The sequence below is a fragment of the Serratia sp. A07 genome, assembly GCF_058725505.1.
This window is the reverse complement of sequence record NZ_JBZXDO010000013.1, coordinates 92215-110789: the sequence shown is the minus strand read 5'-3', so window position 1 is coordinate 110789 and position 18575 is coordinate 92215. Positions and strand designations below refer to the sequence as shown.

The 18575-nt window shown below is 61.7% G+C and carries 17 protein-coding genes; 7 read left to right on the top strand and 10 right to left on the bottom strand.

What is annotated here, in order from left to right; translation table 11 throughout:
* Nucleotides 1–435: a PTS galactosamine/N-acetylgalactosamine transporter subunit IIA gene (agaF, locus tag AC4PR2_RS15055; RefSeq protein ID WP_033635782.1), complete on the top strand. Its 435-nt coding sequence runs from the start codon at nt 1–3 to the stop codon at nt 433–435.
* A gap of 22 nt (nt 436–457) precedes the next feature.
* Here agaF and AC4PR2_RS15050 read toward each other — a convergent pair whose 3' ends face one another.
* Nucleotides 458–2185, bottom strand: coding sequence for an ABC transporter ATP-binding protein/permease (locus tag AC4PR2_RS15050; protein WP_070914504.1), 1728 nt, complete (start codon nt 2183–2185; stop codon nt 458–460).
* 205 nt (nt 2186–2390) lie between these two features.
* Here AC4PR2_RS15050 and AC4PR2_RS15045 point away from each other — a divergent pair, with 205 nt between their 5' ends.
* Nucleotides 2391–3098, top strand: a complete 708-nt coding sequence (locus AC4PR2_RS15045; RefSeq protein ID WP_197786573.1) for a tetratricopeptide repeat protein — start codon at nt 2391–2393, stop codon at nt 3096–3098.
* Between the two features lie 32 nt (nt 3099–3130).
* Here AC4PR2_RS15045 and AC4PR2_RS15040 read toward each other — a convergent pair whose 3' ends face one another.
* Both AC4PR2_RS15040 and AC4PR2_RS15035 read right to left on the bottom strand, forming a co-directional pair.
* Entirely contained in the window at nt 3131–3778 is a 648-nt protein-coding gene (locus AC4PR2_RS15040) for a DsbA family protein (RefSeq protein ID WP_038878652.1), read from the bottom strand.
* A gap of 68 nt (nt 3779–3846) precedes the next feature.
* Nucleotides 3847–4731, bottom strand: coding sequence for an MBL fold metallo-hydrolase (locus tag AC4PR2_RS15035; RefSeq protein ID WP_330113036.1), 885 nt, complete (start codon nt 4729–4731; stop codon nt 3847–3849).
* A 108-nt stretch (nt 4732–4839) separates the two neighbouring features.
* On the opposite strand from AC4PR2_RS15035, the gene AC4PR2_RS15030 reads away from it, so the two are divergent.
* Nucleotides 4840–5748: a LysR family transcriptional regulator gene (locus tag AC4PR2_RS15030; RefSeq protein WP_015378928.1), complete on the top strand. Its 909-nt coding sequence runs from the start codon at nt 4840–4842 to the stop codon at nt 5746–5748.
* A gap of 27 nt (nt 5749–5775) precedes the next feature.
* On the opposite strand, the gene AC4PR2_RS15025 is transcribed toward AC4PR2_RS15030, so the two are convergent.
* On the bottom strand, nt 5776–6699 hold the full coding sequence (locus AC4PR2_RS15025) for a LysR family transcriptional regulator (protein ID WP_060422988.1): 924 nt from the start codon (nt 6697–6699) through the stop codon (nt 5776–5778).
* Between the two features lie 133 nt (nt 6700–6832).
* Between AC4PR2_RS15025 and lysA the strand changes: the two genes are divergently transcribed.
* Entirely contained in the window at nt 6833–8095 is a 1263-nt protein-coding gene (lysA, locus tag AC4PR2_RS15020; protein WP_197808347.1) for a diaminopimelate decarboxylase, read from the top strand.
* 27 nt (nt 8096–8122) lie between these two features.
* On the opposite strand, the gene AC4PR2_RS15015 is transcribed toward lysA, so the two are convergent.
* The 3 genes from AC4PR2_RS15015 to galR form a co-directional block, all read right to left on the bottom strand.
* A complete protein-coding gene (locus tag AC4PR2_RS15015) occupies nt 8123–8425 on the bottom strand; it encodes a helix-turn-helix domain-containing protein (RefSeq protein ID WP_330113034.1) in 303 nt (100 codons plus the stop codon).
* A 5-nt stretch (nt 8426–8430) separates the two neighbouring features.
* Nucleotides 8431–8775, bottom strand: a complete 345-nt coding sequence (locus tag AC4PR2_RS15010; protein ID WP_004931830.1) for a type II toxin-antitoxin system RelE/ParE family toxin — start codon at nt 8773–8775, stop codon at nt 8431–8433.
* Between the two features lie 159 nt (nt 8776–8934).
* Nucleotides 8935–9954 (bottom strand): HTH-type transcriptional regulator GalR, encoded by a 1020-nt coding sequence (galR, locus tag AC4PR2_RS15005; protein WP_060422992.1) that lies wholly within the window; start codon nt 9952–9954, stop codon nt 8935–8937.
* 220 nt (nt 9955–10174) lie between these two features.
* Between galR and AC4PR2_RS15000 the strand changes: the two genes are divergently transcribed.
* The 3 genes from AC4PR2_RS15000 (at nt 10175) to lplT (ending at nt 16119) form a co-directional block, all read left to right on the top strand.
* Nucleotides 10175–12433 carry a molybdopterin guanine dinucleotide-containing S/N-oxide reductase gene (locus AC4PR2_RS15000; protein WP_492175265.1) on the top strand — a complete coding sequence of 753 codons (2259 nt, stop codon included), beginning with the start codon at nt 10175–10177 and terminating at the stop codon, nt 12431–12433.
* A gap of 348 nt (nt 12434–12781) precedes the next feature.
* The gene (aas, locus tag AC4PR2_RS14995) at nt 12782–14935 is read left to right on the top strand and encodes a bifunctional acyl-ACP--phospholipid O-acyltransferase/long-chain-fatty-acid--ACP ligase (RefSeq protein ID WP_492175264.1); all 2154 of its coding nucleotides are present in this window, start codon (nt 12782–12784) and stop codon (nt 14933–14935) included.
* Nucleotides 14935–16119, top strand: coding sequence for a lysophospholipid transporter LplT (gene lplT / locus AC4PR2_RS14990; protein ID WP_049202156.1), 1185 nt, complete (start codon nt 14935–14937; stop codon nt 16117–16119). Before aas ends, lplT begins: the two co-directional genes overlap by 1 nt.
* Before the next feature lie 35 nt (nt 16120–16154).
* On the opposite strand, the gene AC4PR2_RS14985 is transcribed toward lplT, so the two are convergent.
* The 3 genes from AC4PR2_RS14985 to AC4PR2_RS14975 all read right to left on the bottom strand — a co-directional run bounded on the left by AC4PR2_RS14985 (nt 16155) and on the right by AC4PR2_RS14975 (nt 18492).
* On the bottom strand, nt 16155–17195 hold the full coding sequence (locus tag AC4PR2_RS14985; RefSeq protein ID WP_060423007.1) for an NADP(H)-dependent aldo-keto reductase: 1041 nt from the start codon (nt 17193–17195) through the stop codon (nt 16155–16157).
* Between the two features lie 206 nt (nt 17196–17401).
* On the bottom strand, nt 17402–17620 hold the full coding sequence (locus AC4PR2_RS14980) for a YgdI/YgdR family lipoprotein (protein ID WP_038878690.1): 219 nt from the start codon (nt 17618–17620) through the stop codon (nt 17402–17404).
* 155 nt (nt 17621–17775) lie between these two features.
* On the bottom strand, nt 17776–18492 hold the full coding sequence (locus tag AC4PR2_RS14975; protein WP_049273516.1) for a TerC family protein: 717 nt from the start codon (nt 18490–18492) through the stop codon (nt 17776–17778).
* Nucleotides 18493–18575: the final 83 nt, after the last annotated feature.

The window sequence follows — 18575 nt, the reverse complement described above, 5'->3', positions numbered from 1 at the left end:
ATGCCAGGCATTGTGATTACCGGCCACGGCGGCTTCGCCACCGGGCTGTTGCAGGCGGTGGAGCAGGTGGTGGGGCCGCAGCCGCACTGCGCGGCGGTCGATTTCCCTGAACAGATGAGCACCGCGCAGCTCAACGACGCCTTGCGCTCGGCGCTGGCGGCGGTGGCGCAACCGGACGGCGTGGTGTTTCTCACCGACATGCTCGGCGGCTCGCCGTTCCGCAGCGCCTGCGAACTGGCGGATGCGCAGGGCGATTGCGAAGTGCTGACCGGCGTCAATATGCAGCTGGCGGCGGAAATGATGCTGGAGCGCGACGGGTTGAGCCTGGATGAGTTTCGCGAGGTGGCGCTGGCGTGCGGCAAACGCGGCCTGACGAGCCTGTGGCATGAGCGCCGCCGGGTGAAATGCGAAGACGTGCAAACCGACGGCATCTGAACGAACGCCGTCGGTCTGCGGGTTATACCGGCAGCGGGCTCAGCGCCAGGCGCGCCGGTTGATCTTCGCTGCGGCTGAAGCGCCAGCAGGTCTGGTGGTACTTCGCCACGCTGTTGCGGTGCGCCACGCTGATCAGCGTTACGTCCGGCAGTTCATCCACCAGCAGGCAGTACATCAACTGTTCGGTTTCGTCGTCCAGCGCGCTGGTGGCCTCGTCGAGGAACAGGATGCTCGGGCGAATCAACAGGGCACGAGCGAACGCCAGCCGCTGTTGCTCGCCCGGCGACAGGCGATGGCTCCAGTTGGCGGAGGTATCCAGCCAGCGCTGCAGGTGCTTCAGGCGGCAGTTTTCCAGCACCCGCATCAGCTGCGGATCGCTGTATTCCGACGCCAGGCTCGGGTAGCTCAACGCTTCGCGCAGCGTGCCGATCGGAATGTAGCTGCGCTGCGGCAGGAACAGCGTGTTGGCGTTGGCCGCTACCCCGATAGTCCCCGCGCCGTAAGGCCAGATACCGGCGATGGCCCGCAGCAGCGTCGACTTGCCGCAGCCGGAAGGGCCGACGATCAGCAGGCGTTCGCCGCGTTGCAGCGTCATCTCGGCGCCGGCCAGCAGCGGCTGGCCGTCGGGCAAGTTCAGGCTGAGGTTATCCAGCGTTAACGGATGGGCGGTCTCTTCCCGCAGCTGAACGCCGCGCGGCTGATGATGCACCTGATCGACGGCGGCGTTGAAGCCGGCCAAACGGTTGACGCAGGCTTTCCAGGTCGCCAAATCGTTAAACGCGTCGATAAACCATGACAGCGCACCTTGCACCTGGCCGAAGGCTGAGGCTATCTGCATCAGGCCGCCCATCTGAATGGCGCCGGAGAAGTAGCGCGGCGCGGCCACCAGCAGGGGAAACACGATGGCGAACTGGCCGTAGAAGTTGGTGGCGATGTTCAGCCGCCGGGTGATGCGCATAATTGCCCACCAGTTGCTGCGAATGGTGTCGAAACGATCGCCCAGCTGCTGCGCCTCGCGCGGTTCGCCGTGGTACAGCGCGATGGCGTCGTTGTTTTCGCGGATGCGGATCAGGCCGAAACGGAAGTTCGCCTCGTACCGTTCCTGATTGAAGCCCAGCATGACCAGCGGTTTGCCGACCCACCAGATCAGCAGCGATCCCAGCACCGCATACAGCAGCGCGAACCACACCATATAACCGGGCAGCGTGATGGCGTGCTGGCCGAGCGCGAAGGTCATCGGCCCGCTGACGTGCCACAAGATGTCGATAAAGGAAAACAGCGTCACCAGGCTGGAGAGCAGCCCGAGCGACAGCGACAGGGTATATTGGGTCAATACGTTGAGATCTTCGGCAATACGCTGATCGGGGTTATCGACGATCTGCTGCTGCTCGGTGTGGTAATACGCCTGGTGCGCCAGCCATTTTTCCATGAACTTTTCCGTCATCCAGCGCCGCCAGCGCATCTGCAGCCCCTGAGTCAGGTAGATCTTGTAGACCGCCAGCACGATGAAGATCAGCGCCAGATAGGTAAAGCGCCACAGCTGCGCCTTGAATACCGGGTAGTTTTTGTTCTGCAGCGCATCGTAGAACACCTGGTTCCATTGGTTGATCTGCACGCTGATATAGACCAGACCGAGCGACAGGACGACGATGGCAATCAGCATCATCCAGGCGCGCCATCGCTCCTCCGACACCCAAAAGGGTTTGATCAGCTGCCAAACGGCGTGTTTCTGCAAGGGGGTTGCGTTCATAGCGACTCGTTAATTGCGGCATTTTGTTCAGCATGGGCCGCGGGCCGGTAACAAACAAACCGCGACTGTAAGCAGTTTTGACCTCGCTAACCGTTTGAAATAAGGCGGTTGAATCGTCAGCGGTGCGCAGATGGGCGCAATTGCGGCATACACTCCGCCGCCGGGCGGTTATACTGGCGCCGAATTTTTGCAGAAAGGATAAACGATGAAGGCTTGGGTTCCCCTGTTGCTGACCTGCGGCGTCTTCGCCAGCGCCCGGGCCTGGGCGCACATTGACGAGCCGGACATCGCCGCCGACTGCCAAAAGGTGGCGAGCTACGCCGAGCTGGGAAAAAAGGCCTATCAGCGGCAGGATTACGCCAAAGCTGCCGACATCTTTCGCGATCAGGCGGCCTGGAGCGAGTTTTGCGGCCTGAGCGAGCAGGCCGTCGCCACGGCCTACAACAACGTGGCGCTGTCGCTGATGCACGCCGGCGAATTGCTCAAGGCGCAGGCCTATCTGGCGCTGGCGCCGCACGATGACAAATCGCAGCACAACATGAGCCTGTTGCGCCAACGGCTGGCGCAGCGGCCGCAGCCGCAGGGGCCGGGCGGCGTGTATTGGCAATACGCCGGGCGCGGCGTGTGGAGCGAAGTGGTGGTGAAGCCGCAGGGCGAGCGCTGGCTGATCGATTTCTCCGGCTACGCCATGCCGCAAATGGGGCTGTATTACGGCCCGAACATGGGCGACTTCACCGCCGAACTGCCGATCGAGCACGGCAAAGCTGTTTATCATCAGCATGACTCGGAAAGCGCGCAGGTCTGCGACGTCACTTTGGCGTTTGGTGAGCAAGCGCTGGAGATGCACACGCGCGGGGATTGCGGGTTCGGTCACAACGTGCGGGCTGAAGGGCGGTTCGTACGGGTCGAATGACCCGCCCCGGCAGTCGGGGCGAGAAAGGTTGGTTACGCCAGCGCGGCGGCGCCCAGCAGGTTTTTCCAGGCTTCTACATTACCCAGATAGTTGCCGGCCGGCAGCAGATGCAGGCGGCCTTCGCTGTCCTGTAGCGCAAAGGTCGGGAAGCCCTGGCCTTGCACTTTGGCCAGCAGCGCCCGGCTTTCCGCGATGTGTTGCGCGGTCGGCGCGCCGCTGCTGAAACGCATTTCGGCGATAAACGCCGCCGAAGGCAACCCCAGCTCTTTCGCCAACGCTTCCAGCACCGGCGTGTCGGCGATGCGTCGGCCTTCCTGATAGTGTGCCTGCTGAATGCGGTGCAGCATGTCCAGCCCGCGTCCCGCCAGCTTTTCCGCCGCCAGGATAGCGGTGATCGGCGGCTCGGAATCCATCACCGCCGTGGTGTCGCGCAGCAGGCCGTTGAAATAGGCTTCGCCAAAAGGCTGGCCCGTCATCTCGGCGATGCGTTTGTCGTGCGGAATGACGTAATTGCGCCATTCGTCGGTAATTTGGCGGCGGTTGTTGCCGGTCATCATGCCGCCGGCGTGCGGCACGACCTTCAGCCCGGGGAGGCTCTGAGCCGCTTTCACCAGCGGCGCGGCGCCGTAGCACCAGCCGCACAGCGGATCGAAAATGTAATGCAGAGTGGTTTCGGTCATCTTTACTCCTCGCCTGGCGCGCGGCAGCTCACCGCGGCGCCAGGGCTGGTTCAATCACGCACGGGCGCTTATTGCGGCCACTTCATCTCGCCTTTCAGCACTTTCGCGCTCAGTTCCAGGCTCGACTCGTCTTTCAGCGTCGGGTAGTGCTTTTTCATCGCTTCAATCAGCGCGGCGGAATCCTTGGCTTTCGGCAGTTCGGCTTCCAGCGTGGTCAGGTATTTCTGGGTAAAGTGCACCGATGCCAGCGTTTGCGCTGCGCCCGGCAGGAAGTGGCCCGGCACGACGACCTGCGGCTTCAGCGCTTCGATGTTTTTCAGCGTCTGCTGCCAGTGCTGGCGCGATTCCACGCTCTGGTTGTCGGCGATCCACGGGTGGATGTTGTCACCGTCGACGGCGACACCGCCTACGACCGCCTTCAGCGCCGGGATCCACACGAAGGTGCGATCGGGGGTCGGGCCGTTCAGGCCTTTCACTTCCACTTTCTGGCCGTCGATGGTGAAGCTGTCGCCCTGCAGCGGCTGCGGCACGATCACGGTTTTCGGCGCGTTGTCTTTCAGGATCGGGCCCCAATAGGCGACTTTACCGTCTTTGGTGGCGTTGATGTCCTTGATGGTGCCTGGCGAAGCGATGATTTTCGCCTCCGGGAAGGCCGCTTTAATCACGTCCAGACCGAAATAGAAATCCGGGTCTGAGTGACTGATATAAACGGTGGTCAGTTTCTTGCCGGTCGCCTTGATCTTTTTCACCAGCGCTTCGGCATCGTTACGCTGGAACTGAGCGTCGATCAGCGCCACTTCGTGTTTGCCGCTGATGATTTCGGAAGACACCGGGAACACGCTTTTCTCGCCCGGATTATACACTTCCATGGTCAGGGTATCGGCCGCGGTGGCGTAGGTGCTGAGGGTGGCGACGCCGGTGAAGGCCAGAGTTAACAGTGATTTCTTAAACATGGGCAGAGGTCCTTGGGTATCGGTTAATGTTGTAATGATGTTAGGTTGCATAAAGCGATAGAAAAACCGGATAATAAGCAATTATTCGTTGCATAAATCGGACTAATCATGGATCGCATTACCGCCGCTGAGGTTTTTGTCACCATCGTCGATCGCGGCAGCATGATCGCCGCCGCGGAAACGCTGGAGATGTCGCGCGCGATGGTGACGCGCTACCTGGCGCAGATGGAGCAATGGGCCGGGGCGCGTTTACTGCACCGCACTACCCGTAAGCTTAGTCTGACCGACGCCGGGGAGCGTACTCTGGAACGCTGCCGGCAAATGCTGGCGCTGGCGGGGGAGATCGACCTGGTGGAGGAAGGGCAGAGCGATGAGCTGCGCGGCCTGCTGCGCATCACCTGTTCGCAGTCGCTCGGGCAAACGGCGCTGGTGGGGGCCGTCGCTCAGTATCTGAAGCGTCACCCGCAGGTGGCGGTCGATCTGCAGATGAACAACCGGGCGGTGAACCTGGTGGAAGAGCGCATCGATCTGGCGCTGCGCATCACCAACGAGCTGGATCCCAACCTGATCGCCCGCCCGCTGTCCACCTGCGCATCGGTGGTGTGCGCCGCGCCGGCGTATCTGGCGGCGCACGGCACCCCGCGTCAACCGCAGGACCTGGCGTTGCACAACTGCCTGACCTACTCCTATTTCGGCAAAAGCCTGTGGCACTTCGATGCTCAGGGCGTGAAATCGGCGGTGGCGGTCAGCGGCAACCTGAGCGCCAACGAGTCGGTGGTGCTGATGGCCGGCACGGTGCAGGGGGCAGGCATTTCCATGCAGCCCTATTATTCGGCGGCGCCGCTGCTGGCCAGCGGCGAGCTGGTCGAACTGCTGCCGGATTACCGGCCGCAGTCGATGGGCATCTACGGCATCTATACCTCACGCCGCCAGATGCCCGCCACCTTGCGCACCATGCTGGACTTTCTGGTGGAGTGGTTCGCCACCGATCCGCAGTGGCAGGCGACGCTGCGCTGATGCTTCGGCAATATTCCCACGCCGCTTTCAGCGCCTGACGGCGGCGGCCAGCCGGGCGGCAAAGGCGGCGGCCTGCTGATGAAGGTGGTCGATAAAGGCGGTGACCAGCGCCGATGAAGGGCGGTGCAGCGGCCGGATCAGGCTGACGGTGAACGGCACGTCGATGCTGAACGGCCGCACGTGCACACCGTTACCGGCATAGTCGAGCGCCGTCAGCGGGTTGACGATCGACACCCCCACGCCGGCCCTCACCATGGCGCACACCGACGCCGCGCTGTGCGTTTCCATCACCATGCGGCGCTCGACGCCCTGTTCGCCGAACAGCGCATCCAGCAGGTGGCGATAGCTGTCGGTGCTCGACAGGCTGATAAAGTTCTGCCCGGCGAAGTCCTGCGGCGTCAGCCGATCTTTCACCAGCAACGGGTGGCCCGTCGGCAGCACGCAGACTTCGTTCAACGTCATCAACGTCACCCGCTCGGTGCCCGCCGGCGTCAGGGTGGTTTCCGTCAGCCCGAGATCGTGACGCTGGGCAGACAGCCACTCTTCCAGCAGCGGCGACTCTTGCGGGATGACGCTGAAGCTGACTTCCGGGTAACGTTCGATAAAGGGCCGACACACCGCCGGCAGCAGCGATTGAGAAAATACCGGCAGGCACACGATCGACAGCTGCGCCTGCTGAAACTGGCGAATGCCGGCGGCGGCGTTGACGATGCGATCGAGGCCGTAATAGGAGCGCTGCACCTCTTCGAACAACCGTAGGCCCTGCACCGTGGGGGACAAGCGACCGCGCACCCGGTCGAACAGCTGCAGCCGGATCAGCTTCTCAAAGCGCGCCAGCTCGCGGCTGACGGTCGGTTGCGAGGTCTGCAGCAGGGCCGCCGCCTCGGTCAGGTTGCCGGTGGTCATCACCGCCCGAAAAATTTCGATCTGCCGCAAAGAGATGCTGTGCATGGCGAGGCCGCTCGATTAAGGGGAAAACCATATCATAAATGAATAGACTACGGCTAAATAGATATTTTCCACCCGATTCAGCGTGCGGCACTATGGCGTTATCTGCCGTCATTTTCGAATTGGGAATATCGCCATGCCACGCCCGTTGCACGACACCTCCACCGCGTTGAACGCCGCTAACCTGTTGGCCTTGCCGCAACGTTTCGGCTGCCCGGTCTGGGCCTATGATGCGGACATCATCAGCCAGCGCATCGCTCAGCTGCGCCATTTCGATACCGTCCGTTTCGCGCAGAAGGCCTGTTCGAACATTCATATTTTGCGCTTGATGCGCGAGCAGGGCGTGAAGGTGGATTCGGTGTCGCTGGGCGAGATCGAGCGGGCGCTGCGGGCCGGTTTTCAGCCGGGCGGCGAACCGAGCGAGATCGTGTTTACTGCGGACGTGTTGGATCACGCCACGCTGGCGCGCGTCAGCGAATTGAAGATCCCGATCAACGCCGGTTCCATCGACATGCTGGATCAGCTCGGCCAGGTTTCCGCAGGGCACCCGGTGTGGCTGCGCATTAACCCGGGATTTGGCCACGGCCATAGCCAGAAAACCAACACCGGCGGCGAGAACAGCAAGCACGGTATCTGGTATGCCGACCTGCCGCAGGCGGTGGAGAAGATCCGCCGCTACGGCCTGAAGCTGATCGGCGTGCACATGCACATCGGTTCCGGCGTCGATTACCAGCATCTGGAACGGGTCTGTGATGCGATGGTGCAGCAGGTGATCGATCTCGGTCATGACATCAGCGCCATTTCCGCCGGCGGCGGCCTGTCTATCCCGTACCAGTACGGCGAAGAGGCGATCGATACCGAACACTATTTCGGGTTGTGGAACCGGGCACGTGAACGCATCGCCGCGCATCTGGGGCATCCGGTGCAGCTGGAGATCGAACCGGGGCGTTTCCTGATGGCGGAAGCGGGCGTCTTGGTGGCCGAAGTGCGGGCGGTAAAAGACATGGGCAGCCGCCACTTCGTGCTGGTGGACGCCGGTTTTAACGATTTGATGCGCCCGGCGATGTACGGCAGCTATCATCATATTTCGCTGTTGCCGGCCGATGGGCGCGATACCTCGGGGCAACCGCTGCGCGAAACGGTGATCGCCGGGCCGCTGTGCGAATCCGGCGACGTGTTCACCCAGCAGGCGGGCGGCGGCGTGGAAACCCGCGAACTGCCGCCGGTCCAGATCGGCGATTATCTGGTGTTCCACGACACTGGCGCCTACGGCGCATCGATGTCCTCCAACTACAACAGCCGTCCGCTGTTGCCTGAAGTGCTGTTCGAAAACGGCGAGCCGCGCCTGATCCGCCGCCGGCAAACCATCGAAGAACTGATCGCGCTGGAGCTTATCTAATAAGCGGGCGGGCGTGCTGCGCCCGCTTTACAGCGTCATGCGGCGGCGCTGGCCATTGGGCAATTGCACATCCAGCGACAGCGTGCCGCCCATGGCCTCGATATAGCGTTTGAGCGATGACAGTTTGATTTCGCTGCCGCGCTTTTCCAAATTGGCGACGGAGGGTTGGCTAATGCCGAGCCGCTTCGCCAATTCAACCTGAGAAACCGCCAACTCTTCCCTCAGCATCGCCAGCCGCAGCTCGAAAATCTCTTGGTCCGCTTTTTGCCTGGCGGCGGCAACGACGGCGGGATCGAGCTTGTCGATCAGTTGGGATAAAGGTTTGGCCATCTGCACTACCTCCGGGTTGCCAGATAATGTGAAAACTCCATGGCGGCGATGGGCAACATGCGCTGGTAAAAGCGTTTGTCGCCGGTTTTATCGCCGCCGCACAGCAATACCGCTTGCCGCTGCGGATCAAAGGCGAAAAACACTCTGAAAGGGCGCCCGCGATGTTGAATGCGCAGCTCCTTCAACTGCCGGACCGCGTCGGAAAAATGCAGCGTATCGGCATGCGGCCGCGCTAATTGCGGGCCGAACGTCTGCAATTTGTAGATCGCCGCCAGGATGCTTGTTTGCTGAGCGTTGTTCAGCGCTAAAAACCAGTCGTCAAACCGTTCGACGGTCACCACTTGCCACATGATGCGCTCCGAATATAGCGTTTATGCTATATAGTGTAAAGGTTATTGTGCCAACAATATGCACGAACGCTGGGAGCGGAAAAAATCCAAAAGCGGGAAATGCGGCGGGCTGCGCAATCTGAGCGCATGGGTGATGGCTCACCCATGCGGCGGCGCGAATTACGGCTGTTCGTGCGCGTTGTTGAGGGTGGCGACCGAGTGGCGGCGCACCAGCGTTGGGCTGAACATGTTGGTGATTTCCGGCAGCGGTTGCCGGTTGGCCAGCGCCAGGGCCAGCTCTGCCGCCTGGGTGGCCATCGCTACGATCGGGTAGCGAATGGTGGTCAGGCGCGGCCGCAGGTAGCGCGAAATCAGCACGTCGTCGAAACCGATCAGCGAAATTTCCCCCGGTACGTCGACGCTGTTGTCGCTCAGCACCGACAGCGCGCCGGCGGCCATCGGATCGTTGTAGCAGGTAACGGCGGAGAACGAACGGCCGCGGCCGAGCAATTCAGTCATCGCCTGTTCGCCGCCGATCTCGTCCGGCTCGCCGTAGGCGATCAGCTTTTCATCCACCGCAATGCCGTGCTCCTGCAGCGCGTCGAGATAGCCCTGCAGGCGATCGGTGGCGTCGGAAATCTGGTGGGTGGAGCAGATGATGGCGATGCGCTGATGCCCTTGCTGGATCAGATGCCGGGTCGCCAGCCAGGCGCCGTAGCGATCGTCGAGCGCCACGCAGCGCGTTTCAAAACCCGGCAGCGTGCGGTTGATCAGCACCATGCCCGGGATCTGTTGCATCCAGCCGCAAAGTTCCCGATCGCTCAGTCTCTTGGCGTGCACCACCAGAGCCTCGCAGCGGTGACGCACCAGCTGTTCAATCGCCTGGCGCTCTTTTTCGGCGTCGTGGTAACCGTTGCCAATCAGCAGAAAATTGTGGGTGGCGTAGGCCACCTGCTCGACCGCTTTGACCATCGCGCCGAAGAAGGGGTCGGAAACGTCGGAGACGATCAGGCCCAGCGTCTCGGTGGATTGCTGCGCCAGCGCCCGAGCGTTGGCGTTAGGGTGATACTGCAGCTGTTCCATGGCGGCCAGCACCGCGGTGCGTGACCCTTCGCTGGCCTTGGGGGAATTATTTATCACGCGGGATACCGTGGCCACGGAAACACCCGCCAGCCTGGCAACATCCTTTATCGTAGCCATATCAGTCAATACATCCTGGGTAATCGCTTACATCCCTCAGTTTTGCGGAAAACAACCGGGGCTGCAAGCGGTCTCGTGCGCAACTTGTGGCGGCCGTTGCAGAATCTCTTCGCGTCTGTACGCATAACCATCGGCTGCCGAACGATAGCGCAATTTGTACGTTGGCTCTGGCGGCGGGCTGAGGTAACGTCTGTGCATTCCGATTTGCGCCGAGAACGCCATGTCCATTAAACGCTATCCGCAGCTCGCCCATTGGGGCGCTTATACCGCCGTGGTTGAAGACGGCCGGCTTATCCGCTGTGAACCCTTCGCCGACGATCCCGATCCTTCGCCGCTGCTCGATTCCATCGCACCGATGGTTTACTCCGACAAACGTATCCGCAAGCCGGCGGTGCGCCGCTCGTGGCTGCAAAAGCGCGAGGGCAGCGACCGTACGCTGCGCGGCAGGGAAGACTTCGTCGAGGTGGACTGGGAGCTGGCGCTCGATTTGGTGGCGCAGGAGAACCGCCGGGTGCGCGATCGCTACGGTGCCTCCGGGCTGTTTACCGGCTCTTATGGCTGGTCGTCGGCCGGGCGTTTGCATCATGCGCGTTCGCTGGTACGGCGGTTCTATTTCAGCGGCGGCGGCGGGGTCGATCAGCAGGGCAACTACAGCTGGGGCGCGGCGCAGTTTTTCCTGCCGTATGTGATCGGCACTTTCTCGCCGTTGACCGGGCGCGTCACCAGCTGGCCGAGCGTGGTGGAGCATTGCGAGCTGTTTGTGGCGTTTGGCGGGCTGGCGCTGAAAAACGCCCAGGTCTCTTCCGGCGGCGCGGCGGAGCATGCGCTCAAGCCCTGGCTGCAAAAGCTGGCGCAGAAGGGCACGCCGGTTGTCAACATCAGCCCGATGCGCGACGACTGCCCCGGGTTCGTCAACGCGGAGTGGATCCCGATCCGGCCGAATACCGACGTGGCGCTGATGCTGGCGCTGGCTTACGAAATCCAGCAGCTGGGTGCGCACGACGAAGCCTTCCTGCACAGCCACTGCGTAGGCTATCAACAGCTGGCGGATTATCTGAACGGCGTGAGCGACGGCGTGGTAAAAACGCCGGCCTGGGCCAGCGCCATTACCGGCATTCCGGCGGCGCGCATCGCGCGGCTGGCGCGGCAGCTGATCGGCGTGCGCAGTTTTATCACCTGTTCCTACTCCGTGCAGCGCGCGCACCGCGGCGAGCAACCGTATTGGATGATGATCGCGCTGTCGGCGATGCTGGGCCAGGTGGGGCTGCCGGGCGGCGGCTTTTCCTTCGGCCACGGATCGATGAACGGCGTCGGTAACCCGCGCGTGGACACCCCCGCGCCGACCATGCCGGTAGGGGATAACCCGGCCGGGCTGGCGATCCCGGTGGCGCGCATCTGCGACATGCTGCTGCACCCCGGCGAAGCCTATCAATTTTGCGGCGAGACGCGCCAGTACCCGGATGTCCACCTGGTGCACTGGGCCGGCGGCAACCCGTTCCATCATCATCAGCAGCTGAACCGGCTGGTGGAAGGCTGGCAGAAGCCGGATACGGTGGTCGTACAAGATATCTGGTGGACGGCGGCGGCCAAAATGGCGGATATCGTGTTGCCGGTCACCAGCTCGCTGGAGCGCAACGACATCGGCGGCTCCTCGCGCGATCGCTACGTGCTGGCGATGCATCAGGCGATTGTGCCGCAGCATCAGGCGCGCAACGATTTTGATATCTTCGCCGATCTGGCGGAGCGCCTGGGCTATCGCGAACGCTTTACCGAAAACCGCGACGAGCGGGCCTGGATCGAAGAGATCTATCGGCAATGCGGCGCGGCGCAGCGGCGTGCCGGCGTCGCCTGGCCCGAGTTTGAGGATTTTTGGCGCCGGGGCTATGTCGAGCTGCCCGCGCCGGCCAAGGAGTTCGTCTTTTTTGACGCGTTCCGCGCCGATCCCCTGGCTAGTCCGCTGCAGACGCCCAGCGGCAAGATCGAACTGTTCAGCGAGCGGATCGCCGGTTACCGCTACGAGGATTTCGCGCCGCATCCGCAGTGGCGGCCGCCGGTGGAGTGGCTGGGCGCGCCGCAGGCCAAAACCTGGCCGCTGCATTTGATCTCCATCCAGCCGAGCGATCGTCTGCACAGCCAGATGGATCCGGCGCCGCTGGCGCAGGGCAATAAGACCGCCGGGCGTGAAACCCTGTATATGCATCCGGAAGACGCGGCGCAGCGCGGCGTGGCAGAGGGTAGCGAAGTGCTGGTCAGCAATGAGCGCGGCAGCTGCCTGGCGGGGGCGTCCCTCACTGACGGCGTGACGCGTGGCGTGGTGCTGATGGCGACCGGCGCCTGGTTCGAGCCGGGTTACGACGCGCAGCGCCGGCCGGTCGAACAGGCGGGCAACCCGAACGTGCTGACGCTGGATATCGGCACCTCATCGTTGACGCAGGGGCCGAACGCCATGAGTTGCCTGGTCGAGGTTAGCGCGCGATGAATGACGATTTCGCGTCGGGATAACCGGCTCGCCGTCGTTGTTATATTTATTTTTTCGCCGCTGCGGGAAGGTTTAAGTTTCATTGAGTTATTACAGCAGATCGCGGGAAATTTACAGCTGGTTGCATTTGGAGCAGAACTCTTGCGATTCGCCGGTAGTTTCCTGCACGCCATCTCTCTAGAGTAGGTGATCCCAGAGGTATTGATTGGTGAGAAATCAGCATACTCTGTATGTTGAAGCCATTTTCAATTGCACCAACCTACGCGGATGCGTAGGTTTTTTTTTGCCTGCCATATAGTATTCTTTTCCCTACAACGATTTACGCCTCCATGGCCAAGGGAGAAGGGCATGATCTTTTCACTGCTGCGCGCGCTGTTTCGCCTGCTGTTTCGGGTTCGGGTCGAAGGGGACGTCCAGCACTTCGATCGGCAAAAACTGCTGATTACACCTAACCACGTCTCTTTCCTCGACGGCGTACTGCTGGCGCTGTTCCTGCCGATTAAACCGGTGTTTGCGGTTTACGCCAGCATCGGCGAAAGCTGGTTTATGCGCTGGCTGCGGCCTTACATCGATTTCGTCTCGCTCGATCCCACCAAGCCGATGGCCATTAAGCAACTGGTGCGGATGGTCGAGCAGGGGCGGCCGATCGTGGTGTTCCCTGAAGGGCGTATCACCGTGACCGGCGCGCTGATGAAAATCTACGATGGCGCGGCGTTTATCGCCGCCAAATCGGGCGCCACCGTGGTGCCGGTGCGGATCGACGGCCCCGAATTCAGCCGGTTCGGCCGCATGGCCGGGGTATTCAAGATCCGCTGGTTCCCGCGAATCAGCATCCGCATCTTGCCGCCGACCACGCTGCCGATGCCGGAAGCGCCGCGCGCGCGTGAACGCCGGGCGCTGGCGGGCGATCGGCTGATGCAGATCATGATGCGGGCGCGGATGGATACGTGTGAACCGCAGACGCTGTTCCATGCCTTGCTGGCGGCGCAGCACCGCTACGGGCGCCGCAAGCCCTGTATCGAAGACATCGCTTTCAAAGAAGACAGTTACCAGACGTTGATCAAGAAATCGCTGGGCGTCAGCCGTATTCTGCAGCGCTTTACCGCCGAAGGGGAACACGTCGGCCTGCTGTTGCCGAACGCCACCATCACCGCGGCGGCGATCTTTGGCGCTTCGCTGCGTAACCGCATCCCGGCGATGCTCAACTACACCGCCGGCGCCAACGGCCTGAACAGCGCGATGACTGCCGCCGACATCAAGACCATCGTCACCTCGCGCCAGTTTCTGGAAAAGGGCAAGCTGACTCACCTGCCGGAACAGGTGCCGCAGGCCAACTGGGTGTATCTGGAAGATTTGAAAGATACGGTCACGCTGGCGGACAAGCTGTGGATTTTGCGGCATTTGCTGCAGCCGCAGCGCGCGGCGTTGCCGCAACGCCCGGAAGACGCGGCGCTGATCCTGTTCACTTCCGGTTCCGAAGGCCACCCCAAGGGCGTGGTGCATTCGCACGCCAGCCTGCTGGCCAACGTAGAACAAATTCGCACCATCGCCGATTTCACGCCGCGCGACCGCTTCATGTCGTCGCTGCCGCTGTTCCACTCGTTCGGCCTGACGGTGGGGCTGCTCACGCCGCTGATCACCGGCAGCCGCATTTTCCTCTACCCCAGCCCGCTGCACTATCGCGTGGTGCCGGAGCTGGTGTATGACCGTAATTGCACGGTGCTGTTCGGCACGGCGACCTTCCTCAACAACTATGCGCGCTTCGCGCATCCGTATGATTTCGCCCGCCTGCGCTACGTGGTGGCCGGCGCGGAGAAACTGGCGGACAGCACCAAACAGATCTACCAGGACAAATACGGCATTCGCATTCTGGAAGGCTATGGCGTGACCGAGTGCGCGCCGGTGGTCTCCATTAACGTGCCGCTGGCGACGAAAGTGGGCACCGTTGGCCGCATCATGCCGCAGATGGAGGCGCGCCTGATCGCGGTGCCGGGCATCGATAACGGCGGCCGCCTGCAGCTGAAGGGGCCGAATATCATGAAAGGCTATCTGCGGGTTGAGCGCCCCGGCGAGCTGGAGCCGCCGGCGGCGGAAGATGAGAACGGCGTGCTGCAGCCGGGCTGGTACGACACCGGCGATATCGTCAGCCTGGATGAGCAGGGTTACTGCACCATTCGCGGCCGCGTGAAGCGCTTCGCCAAGCTGGCGGGGGAGATGGTGTCGCTCGAGAGCGTCGAATTGCTGGCGCAGCGGCTGTCGCCGGAAAAACTGCATGCCGCCACCGCCAAAAGCGACAGCAGTAAAGGCGAGGCGCTGGTGCTGTTCACCACCGATCCCGCCATCACCCGCGAGGCATTGCTGCGGGTGGCGCGCGAGCTGGGCAGCCCGGAGCTGGCGGTGCCGCGCGATATTCGCCTGTTGAAAACGCTGCCGGTGCTCGGCAGCGGCAAACCCGATTTTGTCACCCTGCGTCATATGGCCGAACAGCCGGAGAGTGCCTGATGAATCCTTCGACCGAATCCCCTTTGTTGTCACGCGGCATGATCGCCGTCATCAGCGCGCAGTTCCTCTCGGCGTTCGGCGACAATGCGCTGCTGTTCGCCACGCTGGCGTTGATCAAGCAGCAGCTGTATCCGGACTGGAGCCAGCCGATCCTGCAGATGGCCTTTGTTGCCACCTACATCATCCTGGCACCGTTTGTCGGCCAGGTGGCCGACAGCTTCGCCAAAGGACGGGTGATGATGTTCGCCAACGCCCTGAAGCTGGCAGGGGCGTTGGTGATCTGCTTTGGGTTCAACCCGTTTCTCGGTTACAGCCTGGTCGGCGTGGGGGCCGCCGCGTATTCGCCGGCCAAATACGGCATTCTGGGCGAGATCACCAGCGGCGAGAAGCTGGTCAAGGCTAACGGCCTGATGGAGGCCTCGACCATCGCCGCCATTCTGACCGGGTCGGTGGCCGGCGGTATTCTGGCGGACTGGCATGTGGTCGCGGCGCTGGCGGCCTGCGCCTTGGTTTACGCCGGAGCGGTGGTCGCCAACCTGTATATTCCGCGTCTGGCGGCGGCGCGCCCGGGGGCTTCCTGGCGCCCGCGGGCCATGACGAACAGCTTCTTTACCGCCTGCGTCACGTTATGGCGCGATGGGCAGACGCGTTTCTCCTTGATCGGCACCAGCCTGTTCTGGGGGGCCGGCGTGACGCTGCGTTTTCTGCTGGTGCTGTGGGTGCCGGTGGCGCTCGGCATCGCCGATAACGCCACGCCGACGCTGCTGAACGCCATGGTGGCCGTCGGTATCGTGGTGGGGGCCGGCGCTGCCGCGCGCTTCGTCACGCTGAAGACGGTAAAACGCTGCATGCCGGCCGGGATCCTGATAGGCGTTGCGGTCGCGGTGTTCGCGCTGCAAACCACCATGCTCAATGCCTATGTCTTGCTGGCGATCATCGGCATGCTGGGGGGCTTCTTCGTGGTGCCGCTCAATGCGTTGCTGCAGGAGCGGGGCAAGCATTCGGTCGGCGCCGGCAATGCGATCGCGGTGCAAAACCTGGGTGAAAACGCCGCCATGTTGCTGATGCTGGCGCTGTATTCGCTGGTGGTGAAGCTGGGCGTGCCGGTGGTGGGCGTCGGCGTAGGGTTTGGCGTGGTGTTTGCGTTGGCGATTAGCGTGCTGTGGTGGTCGCAGCGGCGGTAAAAAACGGGGCGCAGCCTGGCTGCGCCCCGGCTGTATTAAGGTGCCGGAATGGTAAACCGGGTATGGATTTCTTCCAGCGCCTGCAGCACGTCCTCATCCAATACCACATCGAGGCTGTCGATGTTGATTTTCAACTGCTCCACCGTGGTGGCGCCCAGCAGGGTGCTGGCGACGAACGGCTGCTGACGCACGAAGGCCAAGGCCATCTGCGAAGGATCCAGCCCGTGTTTTTTGGCCAGCGCCACGTACTCGGCGATCGCCAGCTGGGTTTGCTGTCCTGAATAACGGTTGAAGCGGGTGAACAGCGTATTGCGCGCACCGGCCGGTTTAGCGCCGTTGAGGTATTTGCCGCTCAGGGTGCCGAACGCCAGGCTGGAATAGGCCAGTAGTTCCACCCCTTCGTGCTGGCTGATCTCGGCCAGGCCAATCTCAAAGCTGCGGTTCAGCAGGCTGTACGGGTTTTGAATCGACACGATGCGCGGCAGCTCGTGTTTCTCCGCCAGCTGTAGGTAGCGCATCACGCCCCAGGGCGTTTCATTGGAAACCCCGATATAGCGAATCTTGCCGGCGCGCACCTGCTCGGTCAGCGCCTCCAGCGTTTCCAGCAGCGTAACCGTAGCTTTGTCATCGGTGTATTGATAGTTGAGTTTGCCAAAGCAGTTGGTGGCGCGCTGCGGCCAGTGCAATTGGTAAAGATCGAGATAATCGGTGTTCAGCCGCTTGAGGCTGGCGTCCAGAGCGGCGCGGATGTTTTTGCGATCGAGCGCCTGCTGCGGGCGGATGCTGCTGTCGGTGCCGCGCACCGGGCCCGAGACTTTGCTGGCCAGGACGATTTTTTCGCGATTGCCGCGTGCCTTGATCCAGCTGCCGATATAGCTCTCGGTCAGGCCCTGGGTTTCCGGGCGGGGCGGCACCGGATACAGTTCGGCGGTATCTATCAGGTTCACGCCTGCGGCCAATGCATAGTCCAGTTGCGCATGGGCGTCGGCTTCGGTGTTCTGTTCGCCAAAGGTCATGGTGCCCAGTCCCAGCACGCTCACTTCTAAAGAACTGTGGGGAATACGGTGGTATTGCATTAACGGCCTTCCTTTCTTGTTAGCGCTGACGGGCCGCGCGGCCCGGTGAAACAGGAGCCCAATGTCAGAAGACGGCGCAAAGTCCGTCGGGCGGCGATGTCGCCTTTCCTGACTATAACCAAGCGGTGAAGATGGGGGAAGCGGATTCCGTGCGGACACGAATGAGGGCTACCGCGCTCGCGCGGGCGATAGCCGGCGGGCGGTGATTAGCGTTCGATAACCTGGGAAACCTGATCGCCGTTAATCTGGCGGTGGTTGCCTTTCTCGTCTTTATAGCTGATGAGGCCAGTATCTTTGTCGATCTCTGGCTTGCCTTGCGTCAGGATCATGTTGCCATCTTTGGTCGCCATCACGTAGTCGCTGGAACATCCCGCCAGGCCGGCCACCATCACCAGCGCAGACACTGCCATTACCCACTTTTTCATCCTGCGGATCCTCGATTATCCAGAAAAGGTTGTTATTTCAAGATTAGCAAACTCTCGGCGAAGGGCGTCTCAGATAAGTCTTTATCTGATAAGAAAAAGTGAAATGAGAGGTCAACGAAGCGATGGAAGCCGCCGATGGCGGCTTCCGGGTAGGGTTATTCCGGCGAGCGGTTTTTCTTGCTGCGCATCAGATTGAGCGCTTCTACCGACATCGAGAAGAACATGGCGAAGTAGATGTAGCCTTTCGGCACGTGCACCTGGAAACTTTCCAGCATCAGCGTGAAGCCCACCAGGATCAGGAACGCCAGCGCCAGCATTTTCACCGACGGATGGCGATTGACGAACTCACCGATCGGCCGGGCGGCGAACATCATCACACCGACGGCGATCACTACTGCTGCCATCATGATGAACAGATGGTCGGAAAGGCCCACGGCGGTAATCACCGAGTCCAGACTGAAGATAATATCGAGCAGCATGATCTGCACGATCGCGCCGAAGAAGCTGTGCACCTTGGTGTGGTGCTCTTCTTCCGTGCCTTCGATGGTTTCGTGGATCTCTTTGCTGGCTTTCCAGATCAGGAACAGCCCCCCCAACAGCAGGATCAGATCGCGGGCGGAAATGGCGTGATCCCACACGGTAAACAGCGGGTGCGTCAAGCGGATCACCCAGGCGATGGAGGCCAACAGCGCCAGGCGCATAATCATGGCGGCGGCCAGACCGAGCCGGCGAGCTTTGTTCTGTTGCGCTTTGGGCAGCTTGGCCACCACCAGCGACAGAAAAATGATGTTATCAATACCCAGTACGATCTCAAGAATGGTTAGCGTACCTAACGCTAACCAGGCATTGGGATCCATAATCCATTCGAACATTGCCCGGCACACCTTAATACTTAATAAATGCAAAGCGTGAATTATACGCGTTTATCGTGGCGCTGACAGGGTTAGCTAAACCA

Excerpts from the sequence above, each read along its gene's own strand:
- agaF (WP_033635782.1), top strand. The coding sequence starts at position 1 with ATGCCAGGCATTGTGATTACCGGCCACGGCGGCTTCGCCACCGGGCTG.
- AC4PR2_RS15050 (WP_070914504.1), bottom strand. The coding sequence starts at position 2,185 with ATGAACGCAACCCCCTTGCAGAAACACGCCGTTTGGCAGCTGATCAAA.
- AC4PR2_RS15045 (WP_197786573.1), top strand. The coding sequence starts at position 2,391 with ATGAAGGCTTGGGTTCCCCTGTTGCTGACCTGCGGCGTCTTCGCCAGC.
- AC4PR2_RS15040 (WP_038878652.1), bottom strand. The coding sequence starts at position 3,778 with ATGACCGAAACCACTCTGCATTACATTTTCGATCCGCTGTGCGGCTGG.
- AC4PR2_RS15035 (WP_330113036.1), bottom strand. The coding sequence starts at position 4,731 with ATGTTTAAGAAATCACTGTTAACTCTGGCCTTCACCGGCGTCGCCACC.
- AC4PR2_RS15030 (WP_015378928.1), top strand. The coding sequence starts at position 4,840 with ATGGATCGCATTACCGCCGCTGAGGTTTTTGTCACCATCGTCGATCGC.
- AC4PR2_RS15025 (WP_060422988.1), bottom strand. The coding sequence starts at position 6,699 with ATGCACAGCATCTCTTTGCGGCAGATCGAAATTTTTCGGGCGGTGATG.
- lysA (WP_197808347.1), top strand. The coding sequence starts at position 6,833 with ATGCCACGCCCGTTGCACGACACCTCCACCGCGTTGAACGCCGCTAAC.
- AC4PR2_RS15015 (WP_330113034.1), bottom strand. The coding sequence starts at position 8,425 with ATGGCCAAACCTTTATCCCAACTGATCGACAAGCTCGATCCCGCCGTC.
- AC4PR2_RS15010 (WP_004931830.1), bottom strand. The coding sequence starts at position 8,775 with ATGTGGCAAGTGGTGACCGTCGAACGGTTTGACGACTGGTTTTTAGCG.
- galR (WP_060422992.1), bottom strand. The coding sequence starts at position 9,954 with ATGGCTACGATAAAGGATGTTGCCAGGCTGGCGGGTGTTTCCGTGGCC.
- AC4PR2_RS15000 (WP_492175265.1), top strand. The coding sequence starts at position 10,175 with ATGTCCATTAAACGCTATCCGCAGCTCGCCCATTGGGGCGCTTATACC.
- aas (WP_492175264.1), top strand. The coding sequence starts at position 12,782 with ATGATCTTTTCACTGCTGCGCGCGCTGTTTCGCCTGCTGTTTCGGGTT.
- lplT (WP_049202156.1), top strand. The coding sequence starts at position 14,935 with ATGAATCCTTCGACCGAATCCCCTTTGTTGTCACGCGGCATGATCGCC.
- AC4PR2_RS14985 (WP_060423007.1), bottom strand. The coding sequence starts at position 17,195 with ATGCAATACCACCGTATTCCCCACAGTTCTTTAGAAGTGAGCGTGCTG.
- AC4PR2_RS14980 (WP_038878690.1), bottom strand. The coding sequence starts at position 17,620 with ATGAAAAAGTGGGTAATGGCAGTGTCTGCGCTGGTGATGGTGGCCGGC.
- AC4PR2_RS14975 (WP_049273516.1), bottom strand. The coding sequence starts at position 18,492 with ATGTTCGAATGGATTATGGATCCCAATGCCTGGTTAGCGTTAGGTACG.